13 protein-coding genes are annotated in these 12,946 nt (G+C 71.7%); 6 read left to right on the plus strand and 7 right to left on the minus strand.

Going from position 1 to position 12,946, the window contains the following annotated elements; all coding sequences use genetic code 11:
• Nucleotides 1-36: 36 nt before the first annotated feature.
• Complete coding sequence (locus EHO50_RS33185) at nt 37-1,365, plus strand: enolase C-terminal domain-like protein (protein ID WP_128434942.1); 1,329 nt, start codon at nt 37-39, stop codon at nt 1,363-1,365.
• Nucleotides 1,366-1,385: 20 nt separating this feature from the next.
• On the opposite strand, the gene EHO50_RS33190 is transcribed toward EHO50_RS33185, so the two are convergent.
• Both EHO50_RS33190 and EHO50_RS33195 read right to left on the minus strand, forming a co-directional pair.
• Nucleotides 1,386-2,198, minus strand: a complete 813-nt coding sequence (locus EHO50_RS33190; RefSeq protein ID WP_128434943.1) for an amidohydrolase family protein — start codon at nt 2,196-2,198, stop codon at nt 1,386-1,388.
• Between the two features lie 31 nt (nt 2,199-2,229).
• Nucleotides 2,230-2,580, minus strand: a complete 351-nt coding sequence (locus EHO50_RS33195; protein WP_128434944.1) for a PaaI family thioesterase — start codon at nt 2,578-2,580, stop codon at nt 2,230-2,232.
• Nucleotides 2,581-2,650: 70 nt separating this feature from the next.
• Between EHO50_RS33195 and EHO50_RS33200 the strand changes: the two genes are divergently transcribed.
• The 4 genes from EHO50_RS33200 to ppk2 all read left to right on the plus strand — a co-directional run bounded on the left by EHO50_RS33200 (nt 2,651) and on the right by ppk2 (nt 5,692).
• A complete protein-coding gene (locus EHO50_RS33200) occupies nt 2,651-3,076 on the plus strand; it encodes a MarR family winged helix-turn-helix transcriptional regulator (RefSeq protein WP_128434945.1) in 426 nt (141 codons plus the stop codon).
• A gap of 69 nt (nt 3,077-3,145) precedes the next feature.
• Nucleotides 3,146-3,610, plus strand: a complete 465-nt coding sequence (locus EHO50_RS33205) for an SRPBCC domain-containing protein (RefSeq protein WP_128434946.1) — start codon at nt 3,146-3,148, stop codon at nt 3,608-3,610.
• Between the two features lie 100 nt (nt 3,611-3,710).
• Nucleotides 3,711-4,742: a pectate lyase gene (locus EHO50_RS33210; protein WP_128434947.1), complete on the plus strand. Its 1,032-nt coding sequence runs from the start codon at nt 3,711-3,713 to the stop codon at nt 4,740-4,742.
• A 53-nt stretch (nt 4,743-4,795) separates the two neighbouring features.
• Nucleotides 4,796-5,692, plus strand: a complete 897-nt coding sequence (gene ppk2, locus EHO50_RS33215) for a polyphosphate kinase 2 (RefSeq protein WP_128434948.1) — start codon at nt 4,796-4,798, stop codon at nt 5,690-5,692.
• A 27-nt stretch (nt 5,693-5,719) separates the two neighbouring features.
• On the opposite strand, the gene EHO50_RS33220 is transcribed toward ppk2, so the two are convergent.
• From EHO50_RS33220 to EHO50_RS33240, 5 genes are all read right to left on the minus strand, one after another.
• Nucleotides 5,720-6,103: a luciferase domain-containing protein gene (locus tag EHO50_RS33220; protein ID WP_128434949.1), complete on the minus strand. Its 384-nt coding sequence runs from the start codon at nt 6,101-6,103 to the stop codon at nt 5,720-5,722.
• A 106-nt stretch (nt 6,104-6,209) separates the two neighbouring features.
• Nucleotides 6,210-7,130, minus strand: coding sequence for a YceI family protein (locus EHO50_RS33225; protein WP_128434950.1), 921 nt, complete (start codon nt 7,128-7,130; stop codon nt 6,210-6,212).
• 58 nt (nt 7,131-7,188) lie between these two features.
• Entirely contained in the window at nt 7,189-8,271 is a 1,083-nt protein-coding gene (locus EHO50_RS33230) for a maleylacetate reductase (RefSeq protein WP_128434951.1), read from the minus strand.
• Complete coding sequence (locus tag EHO50_RS33235) at nt 8,268-9,128, minus strand: intradiol ring-cleavage dioxygenase (RefSeq protein WP_128434952.1); 861 nt, start codon at nt 9,126-9,128, stop codon at nt 8,268-8,270. Before EHO50_RS33235 ends, EHO50_RS33230 begins: the two co-directional genes overlap by 4 nt.
• A gap of 25 nt (nt 9,129-9,153) precedes the next feature.
• Nucleotides 9,154-10,899: an FAD-dependent oxidoreductase gene (locus EHO50_RS33240; RefSeq protein WP_128434953.1), complete on the minus strand. Its 1,746-nt coding sequence runs from the start codon at nt 10,897-10,899 to the stop codon at nt 9,154-9,156.
• A gap of 172 nt (nt 10,900-11,071) precedes the next feature.
• Between EHO50_RS33240 and EHO50_RS33245 the strand changes: the two genes are divergently transcribed.
• Nucleotides 11,072-12,877, plus strand: coding sequence for a helix-turn-helix domain-containing protein (locus tag EHO50_RS33245; protein ID WP_128434954.1), 1,806 nt, complete (start codon nt 11,072-11,074; stop codon nt 12,875-12,877).
• Nucleotides 12,878-12,946: the final 69 nt, after the last annotated feature.

Raw genomic sequence — 12,946 nt, forward strand, 5'->3', positions numbered from 1 at the left:
CCACCACCCCCTCACGAGAACGGCACCCGCCCAGCCATGAGTCAGCCCGTCGTCACCCGCTTCTCCGTCTATCCGGTCGCCGGCCGCGACTCCATGCTCCTCAACCTCTCCGGGGCCCATGCCCCGTACTTCACGCGCAACGTCGTCGTCCTGGAGGACTCCCAGGGCCGTACCGGCCTGGGCGAGGTGCCCGGCGGGGAGAAGATCACCCAGACCCTGCGCGACGCCGAACCGCTCGTCGTCGGCTCCCGCGTCGGCGACTACAAGCGCGTCCTGCGCACGATCGAGGCGACCTTCGCCGACCGCGACTCGGGCGGTCGCGGCGCGCAGACCTTCGACCTGCGTACGACGGTGCACGCCGTGACCGCCGTCGAGTCGGCCCTCCTCGACCTGCTCGGCCAGCACCTAGAAGTCCCGGTCGCCGCCCTGCTCGGCGACGGCCAACAGCGCGACGCCGTACGGGTGCTCGGCTACCTCTTCTACGTCGGCGACCCGGACCGCACCGACCTGGACTACGTCCGCGACCCCGACTCGACCGTCGAGTGGTACCGCGTCCGGCACGAGGAGGCCCTGACCCCCGAGGCGATCGTCCGGCAGGCCGAGGCCACCTACGACCACTACGGCTTCCGTGACTTCAAGCTCAAGGGCGGTGTCCTGCCGGGCGCTGAGGAGGTCAAGGCCGTCACCGCGCTCAAGGAACGCTTCCCCGAGGCACGGATCACCCTCGACCCCAACGGCGCCTGGTCCCTGCGCGAGGCCGTCGAGCTGTGCCGTCCCCTCGTCGGCACGCTCGCCTACGCCGAGGACCCCTGCGGAGCGGAGGGCGGCTACTCGGGCCGCGAGATCCTCGCGGAGTTCCGCCGGGCCACCGGGCTGCCCACGGCCACCAACATGATCGCCACGGACTGGCGCCAACTGGCCCATGCCCTGGCCCTGCAGTCGGTTTCCATCCCGCTCGCCGACCCCCACTTCTGGACCATGCAGGGCTCGGTGCGTGTCGCCCAGCTGTGCAATGCCATGGGGCTGACCTGGGGATGTCACTCCAACAACCACTTCGACATCTCCCTGGCGATGATGGCGCACTGCGGAGCGGCGGCACCGGGGGAGTACAACGCCCTGGACACGCACTGGATCTGGCAGGAGGGCCGGGAACGGCTCACCGTCGAGCCGCCGAGGATCACCGGCGGCGAGGTCGACGTGCCGGACACGCCCGGACTGGGGGTCCGGCTGGACAGGGACCGGCTCCTGGCGGCGCAGGAGCTGTACGAGGAGAAGGCGCTGTCGGGCCGGGACGACGCGGTCGGGATGCGGTACCTGATCGACGGCTGGACCTTCGACGCGAAGCGGCCCTGTCTCGTGCGCTGAGCCGGGCTGCGGGGCAGCCGTCACAGCGAGAAGACGCGGCGGGCGTTGCCGTACAGGAACAGCTCCCGCGTCTCCTCGTCCAGATTCAGGTCGTCCAGGTGCTCCAGAGCCCGACTCGGCGTGATCATGGGGTAGTTGGAGCCGAACAGGACCTTGTGACGGCCCCGGCCGCGCAGATACTCCACCAGTTCCGGCGGATAGCGTCGGACGGTGTAGGCACTGGTGTCGATGTACACGTTCTCGTGCTTGTCGGCGACCGCGACCATCTCGGCCGTCCACGGGTAGCCGATGTGCCCGCACACGATCGTGAGCTCGGGGAAGTCCAGCGCGACCTGGTCGATGTACGGGATGGGCCGCCCGGTCTCCGACGGCCGCAGCGGGCCCGTGTGCCCGACCTGGGTGCAGAACGGCACGCCGAGGTCCACACAGGCCGCGTACAGCGGGTAGTACAGCCGGTCGGTCGGGGGCAGCCCCCACAGCCACGGGATGATGCGCAGCGCCACGAATCCCAACTCCTCGACGGACCGGCGCAGTTCCCGTACCGCCGTCATGGGCCGGGCGAGATCGGCGCCCGCCACTGCGCGCAGCCGCCCTCCGGACTGCTCGACGAAGGCGGCCACCTCGGCGTTGTCGATCAGCGGGCCCTGCGGCCCGTACCAGGCGGCCGCGAGGCCCACCTCCACGTCCGCGGCCTCCAGCGCCGCCACCGTGACCTCGACGGGCAGCGGCTTGTCGAGCCGCTCCACGCCGGTCCACCGGCGCAGCGACTCGAACATCTCGTGGTGGGAGTGGCGCAGCGTCGGGTGCTGCATCCAGGCGTCGATGACGGGCACGGGCTGCCGCCTCTCTGCGGTCGGGGAGGGGTCAGGGTGCGTCGCGCTCGCTGTCCCGCGCGGGTTCGGCGGCCATGACGGTGCCCTGGGCCACCGCGCACAGGGTGGGAGTGCCGTCGCTGTCGACCGTCGTCAGGTCGCAGCGGCACACCACACGGGTGCGGCCGGCCCGGATCACCCGGGCGTGGGCGCGCAGGGTCTCGCCCCTGGCGGGGCGCAGGAAGCCGATGGTGAAACCGGCGGTCAGCAGAGCCGGGCCGAGCGCGGTACCGGCGGCGAAGGCCACCGCGTCGTCCGCCGCGTAGCCGAGGACGCCGCCGTGGACGGAGCCGTTGTGGTTCAGCAACTCACCACGTAGGTCCAGCTCGAGGGGCTCGTTCACGCCGCACCCCTTTCACTTCACTAGTGAAGTGAGGATGGCGCCGCCCCTTCCCGTCTGTCAACATCGGTCCATGTCCGAGCCCGATCAGCGTCTGTTCTTCCTGCTCCAGCGGGCGGCCCACCAGCTGCGCACCGCCTGCGACCGGCGGCTGCTGGCCGCCGCCGGGATCACCACGGCCCAGCTCGGCGCACTGTTCGCGGTCCGCGACGAGCCGGGCGTCACCCAGCAGCAGCTGGCCCGCGCCCTCGGGCTGCGCGAGTCCGCCGTCACCGGGCTGGTCGGCCGGCTCACCGCGGCCGGTCTGGTCGCCAAGCGGGCGCATCCACGCGAACACCGCGCAGTGGTACTGGAGTTGACCGGCGAGGGGGCCGCCGCGCTCGACGCCGCACAGCCGGAGGTCGACCGGTTCAACGCACAGGCACGGGCGCTGCTCGGCGAGGACGGATTCACGCAGACCGCGGCCGCGATGCGCGCCTTGGCGCACTGGGAGCAGTGACGTCGACGAGTGCTCGGGCCTTGTCGTCGTGCCGCTGCCGTTGCGGAGCCCCGCCACTAGGGTGAGGCCATGTACTCGACGCGGGTCTCCTGGCATGTGAACGCCTCGCGCTCGGCCGTCTACCGGGCGCTGCTGGACGCGGACGCCATCGCCAAGTGGCGGGTACCGGACGGCATGACCGCGCATGTGCACGAGTTCGAGGGCCGGGAAGGCGGGGCGTTCCGCCTGTCGCTCACCTATGACGTGCCGACCGGCACCGGGAAGTCGGACGCGCACACCGACACCTACCACGGTCACTTCGTGAAGCTCGTGCCGGACCAGCAGGTGGTCGAGGAGGTCGAGTTCGAGACCGACGACCCCGCCCTGCGCGGCACGATGACGATGACCACGACCCTCACCGACACCGACGGCGGCACGGACGTCCTGGTCGTGCACGAGGGGATCCCCGACGTCGTGCCCGCTGCGGACAACGAGACGGGCACCCGCATGGCGCTGGTCAACCTCGCTCGGCTCGTCGAGGCGGAATCACGCTGATCCCGTCGGAAAAGTCGAGCGGCAACCTCTGAGCGTTCGGCGGCGACTTTCGGCCAGGGGCTTCCCGCTGCCCCCCCCGAGCCCGAACGAGAGTCGTCGCATGAGCACCGCTGCAACCCCGCGCAGGCACCGCAAGAGACCCGACCGCCGCCGCAACGCACTGATCGCCGCCCTGGCCACCGCCCTGGTCGCCGGCACAGTCCTCGTCGGCGGCCTGCTGGCGACCTCCGAATCGGGGTCGGACCAGGCGGATTCCGGGAGTTCGACCCTGCAGGGGGAGGGCGGAGCTTCTTCGCCACCGTCCGCCACGGCCGGATCCGCCTCGCCATCACCGTCGAAGTCGTCGGCGTCCCCGTCCCCCGCCAAGGCGTCCGCCTCTCCCCGCAAGAACGCCACCGCTTCCAAGAAGCCGACCGGCCCCGCCCCTTCCTTCACCGGCTTCGGCTCCTGGCCCACTCCCACCGCCGACCGCCCGGTGACCGCCACCATCGAGGTCTCCGGCAGCTACGACGGCGGCCTCAAGCGCCTCCACGGCTCCGGAGCCCTCGGCAGCGATGGCCAGGACGAGGACCAGGGCCCGCTCTTCGAACTCGCCGACGGAGCCACCCTGCAGAACGTGATCCTGGGCGCCCCGGCCGCCGACGGCGTGCACTGCCTGGGCAGCTGCACCCTGCGGAACGTCTGGTGGCAGGACGTGGGCGAGGACGCGGCGACCTTCAAGGGCACCTCGGCGTCGGCGACGTACCTCGTGACCGGCGGTGGCGCGCGGCACGCCGACGACAAGGTCTTCCAGCACAACGGCGCCGGGACGCTCACCATCAGGAACTTCCAGGTGTCGGACTTCGGCAAGCTCTACCGCTCGTGCGGCAACTGCGACACCCAGTACGAACGCCACGTCGTCATCAGCGATGTCCGGGTGACCGGCCCCGGCAACGCCCTCGCCGGCATCAACACCAACTACGGCGACACGGCGACCCTTTCCGGTGTGCGGATCGTCGGCGACGGCGGCCGGGACATCACCGTCTGCGCCCGCTTCCAAGGCAACGACTCCGGCGCCGAGCCCAGCGAGACCGGCAGCGGCCCGGACGGCACGTACTGCCGATACAGCTCGTCGGACGTCACCTATACGTGATCTTTGCCTGGGGTTCGCCGAGCGTATGAAAGCGCTCGCTTCCATGGGTGTGTATGGACACCGAACTGCTGTCAGGGCTGCGCGTCGACTACACCGACCAGGACGACCCCGTGTTGATCCGGCCGGACGGCAGCCCGGTGGACACCTGGCGCGAGAACTACCCGTACCAGCAGCGCATGGAGCGCCCGGAGTACGAGTGGCACAAGCGGCTGCAGCAGATCGAACTGCTGAAGCTGCAGCGCTGGATCAAGGAGACCGGCCGTCGTCTCGTCATCGTCTTCGAAGGACGGGACGCGGCCGGCAAGGGCGGCACCATCAAGCGCTTCACGGAGCACCTCAACCCGCGCGGCGCCCGGGTGGTGGCGCTGGAGAAGCCGACCGAACGTGAGCGCGGGCAGTGGTACTTCCAGCGCTACGTCGAGCATCTGCCGACCGCCGGCGAGATCGTGCTGTTCGACCGGTCCTGGTACAACCGGGCCGGTGTGGAGCGTGTGATGGGCTTTTGCGCCGACGACGAGTACCGGCGCTTCATGCGGCAGGCGCCCGCCTTCGAGCGGATGCTGGTGGACGACGGCGTCGACCTGATCAAGTTCTGGTTCTCGGTCTCCCAGGGCGAGCAGCGCACCCGGTTCACCATCCGCCAGGTCGACCCCGTACGGCAGTGGAAGCTGAGCCCCATGGACCTGGCGTCGCTGGACCGCTGGGAGGACTACACCGCCGCCAAGGTCGCCATGTTCCGTGAGACGGACACCGAGCACGCGCCCTGGACGGTGGTGAAGAGCAACGACAAGAAGCGGGCCCGCGTCGAGGCCATGCGCAGTGTGCTGGCCCGCTTCGACTACACCGACAAGGACGAGGAGGTCGTCGGCACCCCCGACCCCCGGATCATCGGCGCCGCCGCGGGCCTGCTGGAGGCGGGCGAGGACGACTCCGAGCAGGCGGGAAGGTGATGCCAGGGCCCTAGGGTCTGTCTGACCCTAGCCGCGGGGCAGCACCGTGACACGACGGAAGTTGCACTCGTTCCCCGCCGGGCCCCCGGCGGGGGAGGGCCGGTTCTGATGGGCCTTGAGCGCGGCGCTGACCAGGCTCATCAGCAGATCCACGTCCGTGTCGCAGTCGAGATGCACGGTCACCCAGCCCGAGCCGGGGACCATCCGGATCGCGGTCGACTCCTGGAGATCGTCGTGGAACCGCCGGATGGCCGACACCGTCAGATGCAGGTCCACGTCCCGGTCGGAGTGGAAGTGCACGATCTCGCTGTGGACGGAGCGCAGTGCCCGTCCTGCGCCGCAACTGGCCGGGCCCGAGCTGAGGTCGGGCCAGACTTCCAGTCGTTCCATGGCGCGTTGGGCCGGTGTCATGACCCCATAGTCACCCGATCACCACGCCGCAACCAGAGGTTGAGCAATTCGTAACCGGGGCGTGAGGTGTCTGACAGCGCCCCGCAGCCGGCCGTGAGGGCGTCGTCTACTCCGGCGGCGTCGGCGTGTCGTGCGTGCGGTACATCGCCTGGACGTCCAGTTCCAGCTGGACCGTGGGTCCGACGACCGCGATCCCGCGGGCCAGCATGCTGCGCCAGTTCAGGGTGAAGTCCTCCCGGTGCAGCTCCGCCTTGGCCAGTGCCGCACACCGCAGCTCCTCGCCGTAGCCGCCGTTGACCGACCCCAGATAGGTGGTGTCCAGCTCCACCGAGCGGCTCACGCCGTGCATGGTGAGCGAGCCGTGCAGGGTCCACTTGGCGCCGCTGCGATAGGCGAACCGCGTGCTGGCGAAGTCGATGTACGGGTATCGCTCGACGTTCAGGAAGTCGGCCGAACGCAGATGGTTGTCCCGGGTGTTGTTGCCCGTCGTGATGCTGGCCGCGTCGATGCGGACCGACACCTGGGACTCGGCCATGTCGGGCGCCACCCGGATGCCGCCCGTGAACCGCTCGAAGCGGCCGTGGACATGGGCCATGCCGACGTGCTTGGCGATGAACCGGATCGCCGTGTGCGGCGGGTCGAAGAGCCAGGTGCCGGCCGTCGGCAGTTCCAGCTGCCGGGCCGACGTCAGCTGGACGCGTATGGCGGGCAGCGGCGGACCGGCGGCGACGTCCAGGGTCTCCCGGTGCGGTGTCAGGCCCTCGGCCGTGATCATCAGGCTGTAGCGGCCCGGGGGCAGCGCGGCGAAGAAGAGGCCGTACGGGTCCGTCGTACCGGACGCCACGACCTGGTGCGAGTCCAGCGCGGTCACGGTCACGTCGGCGCCGCGCATCGGCAGCCCCACCGGGTCCACGACCTCGCGGCTCACGACGCCCGCACCGGCAGGCACGGGGAACGGAACACCTGGCGCCCCTCGGGAGCGTCGACTCCCCCGGGAGCTTCGACTCCTGAGCAGACCGAGGGGCATGGCGATCACCTTTCTTCCGGCGTGGAGGGGCTTCGAGCGTGTGTGTGTTGGGGGGATGTCAGTGGGCGGCCGTGGTCGGCGGTGCGCCCTCGTACGCCGCCCGCAGCAGGGCGAGTACGTCGTCGGCCGTGACCGGGCGGGGATTGGCGTAGGCCTGGCCCGCGGTCTGTGCGGCGGCGGTCGCCAAGTCGGCTTCGGTGAGGCCCAGTTCGGCGAGTGAGCGGGGTGCGCCGAGGCGTCCGGCCAGTTCCCACAGGGCGGTCGGCGCGTCGGACGCGTCCAGGGCGCGGGCCACCGCCGCGACTGCGACCGGGGCCGCGGGCGCGTTGTGGGCCAGGGCGTACGGCAGCACCACCGTGTGCGTCTCGGCGTGCGGCAGCCCGAAGGTGCCGCCCAGGACGTGGCAGAGCTTGTGGTGCAGGCCCATGGTGGTGGCGCCCAGGCAGGACCCGCACAGCCAGGCCCCGTACAGGGCGCGCCCGCGGGCCTCCAGGGACGTCGGCTCCTCGGCCACTTCCGGGAGCGCCCGCGCCAGCGCCCGTACGCCCTCCTCGGCCATCAGCGCGATCAGGGGCGAGGTGTCGGGGGCGTACAGGGCCTCGACGGCGTGCGCGACGGCGTTGACGCCGCTGGTCACGGAGAGCGGTACGGGCAGCGAGAGGGTGAGCTCGGGGTCGTAGACGACACTGCGGGGCAGCACCTTCGGGTCGCGGCCGGTGCGCTTGACGCCGTGCTCGGTCAGGCCCCAGACCGGAGTCATCTCCGAGCCGGAGTAGGTGGACGGCACCGCGATCAGCGGCAGGCCGGTGCGCAGTGCGATCGCCTTGCCCAGGCCGATCGACGAGCCGCCGCCGACCGCCACGCACCCGTCGGCCCCGGCCGCGCGCACCGCCTGGACGGCCACGTCGGCGACCTCGACGGGCACGTGCATCCGGGCCCGGTCGTGCACCCCCACACACACCGGGCCGAGCGCGTCCGCGACCGCACGCGCGGTGTCCGCGCCCCGCGTCCCGCACACCACGAGCACCCGCCGCAGCCCGAGCCGCCCGGCCTCGTCCGGCGTCGCGGACACCGCCGCGCCGGGCCGGAAGACGACCCGCACGGGCCGGGCCTCGTAGGAGAAGTCGAGGACGTCCTTCACGCGCGCTCCAGTACGAGGTCGAAGCGGGCGTGCCGGAAGGGGTTCGCCACGCCGAACTCCCGTGCCGCCGAAGGGTCGTCGACCGGGGTGAAGTCGGTGACGAGGCCAGGCTTGACCGCGAACACCGCGTCCGAATCCAGGTAGTCGCTGCCCGCCACGAAGATGTGCGTGGTCACTGGGGTGTGCCCGTCGGCCGAGGCGATGAAGTGGATGTGCGCGGGCCGGTAGGGGTGCCGTCCGGTGGCCCGCAACAGTCCGCCGACCGGCCCGTCCGTCGGAATCGGATACGGGCTCGGCACACACGTACGGAACCAGAACCGTCCCTCGTCGTCCGCGGTGAACAGGCCGCGCCCGTTGCCCGGCGGCTGCACGTCAGGCTGCTGCACGTCGTAGAAGCCGTTCCCGTCGGCCTGCCACACGTCGACGACCGCGCCCGGCAGCGGGTTACCGTCCCGGGACAGCACCCGCCCGCTCACCACGCACGGCTCGCCGCCGCCCACCAGGTCGATGTCCGCGCCGAGCTCGCGCACCGGCGAGGCGGTCATGTGGAACGGGCCCAGCACGGTCGACTCGGTCGCACCGGGGCCCTGTCGCTCGTTGATGGTCTCCACGAGCATCGACAGGCCGAGCACGTCCGAGAGCAGGATGAATTCCTGCCGGGTGTCGGTGCAGGCCTGTCCGGTCGCCGTCAGGAAGCCGATCGCCCGCTCCCACTCCTCCTGCGTCAGCCGCGTCTCGCGCGCGAAGGCATGCAGATGCCGGACCAGCCCGGTCAGCACCTCCCGCAGCCGTGGATCGTCCGTGCCGCGCAGACTGGCGACCACCTCGTCCGTGACCGTCGTGTCGTCGCCGCCCATGCCGGCTCCTTCCTGGGCGCTCATCTCAACCGTGCCCGAGAATCCGCCGCAGCGCCCCCGTGAGCAACCGTTCGGCGTCCTCGTCCTCGGCCGCGTCGGCGTGCCGGAACGCCACATACCCGTCGGGGCGTACGAGGAGGGCGCCCCCGTCGGAGATCTCGCTCAGCTCCGCCCAGTCGCCGTACGGGTCCTCGTACTCCTGGCCAGGTCCGACGACGACCGTGGCGATGTCGAGGGGCTGGGCCGCGGCGGCCCGCAGCCACGCCTCGCCGCCGATGCCGGTGAGCAGCGTGAAGCGGCCCTTGCCGACGGTGTCGAGGGTGGACAGGGTCCGGGGCCCGGAGGTGATCCAGGCGTGCGGGAGCTTGGCGCCGGGGCGGGAGGTGGGCTGGTGGTGCAGCTCGGGGTCGCGGGTGGAGCCGGGGTCGGGAGTGCCGTCGGGGACGACCGCGGCGGAGGCGTAGCGCTGGTTGAGGTCGACGCCGTGCGCGTTGAACTCGTACACCTTGAAGGCGATGGCCTCGCGCAGCGCCGCCCGCTGCTTGGCGGCCGCTTCGGTGGCGTCCTTGCGGGCGGCGATGTTGGCCCACAGCTGCTCGGGCGTCTGCGGCGAGAGCCCGTCGAGCGCCTCGAAGATCGGGGCGGTCTCGGCGATGGACTTGTTGGCCCGGGTCACGATCTGCTTGCCGACCGGCGCGCGCTCCACGGTGTAGGTGTCGAGGAGCTTCGGCGAGGCGATGCCGTCGAGGACGAGCCTCAACTTCCAGGCCAGGTTGTAGGAGTCCTGGATGGAGGTGTTCGAGCCGAGCCCGTTGGACGGCGGGTGGCGGTGCACGGCGTCACCGGCGCAGAAGACACGGCCGCTCGCGTATGTCTCGGCGTGCATCTCGTTGACCGTCCACGCCGAGGACGACTTGATGGTCACCGGGATCTCGTCGTCGCCGACCAGCTGCCGTACGACGGACAGTGCGTACTCCTCGGTGAGGTCGGGGGCGCCGGCGCTCACGTCGTAGCCCCAGACGATCAGCCACTCGTTCCAGGGGCGCACGCAGCGCACCAGGCCCGCGCCGATGCCGCCGACCGTGGCGCCGGGCGCCAGCACCCAGTAGAGGGTGGAGGGGCGGTGCGCGGTGTACTTGCTCAGATCCGCGTCGAAGACGATGTTGATGCTGCCCGCGACGCCCATCTGACCGCCCATCGGCAGCCCGGCGTCCTCGGCGACCTTGGACCGGCCGCCGTCGGCACCGATCAGGTACTTGGCACGGATGGTGTACTCGTCGCCGCGCAGCCGGTCCTCGACGGTGACCGTGACGCCGGCCTCGTCCTGGACGAAGGACCTGTAGACCGTGCTGAAGCGGAAGTCGGTGCCGCGGGCGATCGCCGCGTTCACCAGCACCGGCTCCATCAGGTGCTGCGGCATGTCGCACATGCGGGTCGGGCTGGCCAGCTCGTGCGCGGCCTGCACGAGCGGGTCGTTGCCCCAGGAACGCACCCGGCCGAGCTCCTCACCGGCCAGGCTGGTGCAGAAGGTCGTGTTGCCCATGAGGTGCTGGGGCGTCGCCTTGGCGATCACCTCGTCCTCGACGTCCAGGTCGCGCAGCACCTCCATGGTGCGCTGGTTGGTGATGTGCGCGCGGGGCGTGTCGGCGAGGCTCGCGTACCGGGTGACGACCATGTTGCGCACGCCGTAGGTGCTCAGGGCGAGCGCGGCCGCCCCGCCCGCCGGGCCGCTGCCCACGATCAGTACGTCGGTCTCGACAACGGTGTGCACGACAGAACGCTCCAGGAGATGAGAACAGACTCCGACTTTTCAAGATCATGGATTGGTGCGGCCGCTCGTGGGTGTCTCATTACGAGACAGCACGAGACGGCACGAGACAGCCACCGCCAGGACAACCCACCGTCGCTCCTCGCGGGACGCTCCCGATACGGTGAGGAGCGCCATGACCACCGCGGAACATGCTCCTGCCCTCGCCCCTCTCCGCCGTGCCCGCCAGCGGTTCCTGACGGGACGCCCGCTCCCGGACGGCGTACCGGACGACGTGGTCGCCGCCTGGCGGCGCGCCCGTTTCTTCGGCGTACGGCCTGATCTCGACGGTCCGGTACGGGAGTTGAGGGCCGACCCTGTCGACTCGCCCCTGCTGGAGGCGGCGCGTCCCACGCTCACCCGTATCGCCCAGGCCCTGGACGCCGGACGGTCGGCCCTCGTGCTCACCGACGAGCGGCTGAGGGTGCTGTGGTCGTCCGGCAGCGCGCCCGGCGACGACACGTGCCGCGACCTGTCCGAGCGGGAGGTCGGCCACAACAGCGCCGCGCTCGCCCTGCGCACACGCCGCCGGGCCGAGGTGCACGGTCCCGAACACTTCCTCGACGTGTGGCAGGACGTCTCCGCGGTCAGCGTGCCGCTGCTCTCCCCGGATACGGGACAGGCGCTCGGCACCGTGACGGTCGCCTCCGGCCTGTGCGCCGGCTGCCGCCCGCACCCCGGCTCCGCCCTCGCCGAGGCGGCCGCCACGGCGGTGGAGGCGGAACTGCGGGCACGCGCGCGTACCGCGGAACGGGCACTGCTCGACGCGTACGAGCGGGCCGCGCGGGGGCGCGAGCGGGCGGTCGTCGCGCTGGACGGCCGTAACCGCCTGGTCAGCGAGGCGGCGGCACGCCTGGCCTCGCCGCAGGTGCTGGAGGCGTTGGAGCGGGGCGTGCGGGCGTGGGGGAGGGGAAGCGCGACGGGAAGCGGCCGGGCGGCCGGTGAGTCGTACGAGATCCCGCTGCCCGAGGACGCCGGGTGCACCGTCGAGATCACTCCGGTACGGCATGAGGGCCGCGACCTCGGCCTGGTCGCCGTGCTCGCACCACGCCCCGTGGAGCCGGCGCCGGCGCCGCCGTGTCCGGGGAGTGCGTTGGTGGGCAGGTCGGTGCCGTGGCGGCACACCGTCGCGCAGGCGACGGCCTTGGCCCGTACCGCGGGACCCCTGCTCCTCGTGGGCGAGCGGGGAACGGGCAAGACCGCGCTCGCCCTCGAACTCCTCGACGGAACGGCTCCGTCGGTCGTGGACGCCGCCGCATCACCACCCGACCTCGGCGTCAAGAACGGCGCGCGTGGCGAGATGAGAGTCAGCCCGACTGAAGGCCGGTGGAGGGCCGGCGACCGCCCGCTGCTCCTGCGCCACGCCGAACGGCTGGCCCAGCCGGATGTCGCCGCCCTCAACTCCCTCCTCGACGAACGACCCGACGCCCACCTGGTCGTCACCTACACTCCCGGTCCCACGCCGGGCCCCTGCCTGCAGCGTCTCCTCGACACCCTCGCGGCCCGCTCGGTGACCCTGCCCGCCCTGCGGGAACGCCCCGAGGACATCAGGGAGTTGCTCCCCGCCCTCGCGCCCGGGCCGGCCCCCGGCAGCCCGCCGCTGACCTGGACCCTGGACGCGCTGCGGGCTCTGGAGCAGCATCCCTGGCCCGGGAATCTCACCGAACTCGCCCACCTCGTAAGGGCGTTGGCGAGTCAGCGGCGGGTCAGCGGGCCGGTGCGCCGCAGTGAACTGCCGGATCCCGTCCGGGAGGGACCGGCGGGACGCAACCTCAGCCCGATGGAGCTCGCCGAGCGCGCCGCGATCCTGGAGGCACTGCGCCGCCACGGCGGCAACAAGGCGCGCGCCGCGGCGGCGCTGGGGATCGCCCGGGCCACCCTCTACCGGAAGCTGCGGGGGTACCAGGGGCGGGATGCCTCGATCACCCCGAAGCTGCCCTGATCGCCCCGCAGCCTTGGCCCTCTCGAAGCCCTGAGGGCCTCATCGTGTCCCGGTCCACCTGAGGGCCTC

The sequence above is a fragment of the Streptomyces cyaneus genome (genome assembly GCF_004028635.1).
GTDB classification, from domain to species: Bacteria; Actinomycetota; Actinomycetes; order Streptomycetales; family Streptomycetaceae; genus Streptomyces; species Streptomyces cyaneus.

What these genes read in the sequence shown, in the direction of transcription:
- EHO50_RS33235 (WP_128434952.1), bottom strand. Translation starts at nt 9,128, where the DNA reads ATGGGCGGCGACGACACGACGGTCACGGACGAGGTGGTCGCCAGTCTG.
- EHO50_RS33210 (WP_128434947.1), top strand. Translation starts at nt 3,711, where the DNA reads ATGAGCACCGCTGCAACCCCGCGCAGGCACCGCAAGAGACCCGACCGC.
- EHO50_RS33245 (WP_128434954.1), top strand. Translation starts at nt 11,072, where the DNA reads ATGACCACCGCGGAACATGCTCCTGCCCTCGCCCCTCTCCGCCGTGCC.
- EHO50_RS33205 (WP_128434946.1), top strand. Translation starts at nt 3,146, where the DNA reads ATGTACTCGACGCGGGTCTCCTGGCATGTGAACGCCTCGCGCTCGGCC.
- EHO50_RS33225 (WP_128434950.1), bottom strand. Translation starts at nt 7,130, where the DNA reads ATGCCCCTCGGTCTGCTCAGGAGTCGAAGCTCCCGGGGGAGTCGACGC.
- EHO50_RS33185 (WP_128434942.1), top strand. Translation starts at nt 37, where the DNA reads ATGAGTCAGCCCGTCGTCACCCGCTTCTCCGTCTATCCGGTCGCCGGC.
- EHO50_RS33220 (WP_128434949.1), bottom strand. Translation starts at nt 6,103, where the DNA reads ATGACACCGGCCCAACGCGCCATGGAACGACTGGAAGTCTGGCCCGAC.
- ppk2 (WP_128434948.1), top strand. Translation starts at nt 4,796, where the DNA reads ATGGACACCGAACTGCTGTCAGGGCTGCGCGTCGACTACACCGACCAG.
- EHO50_RS33200 (WP_128434945.1), top strand. Translation starts at nt 2,651, where the DNA reads ATGTCCGAGCCCGATCAGCGTCTGTTCTTCCTGCTCCAGCGGGCGGCC.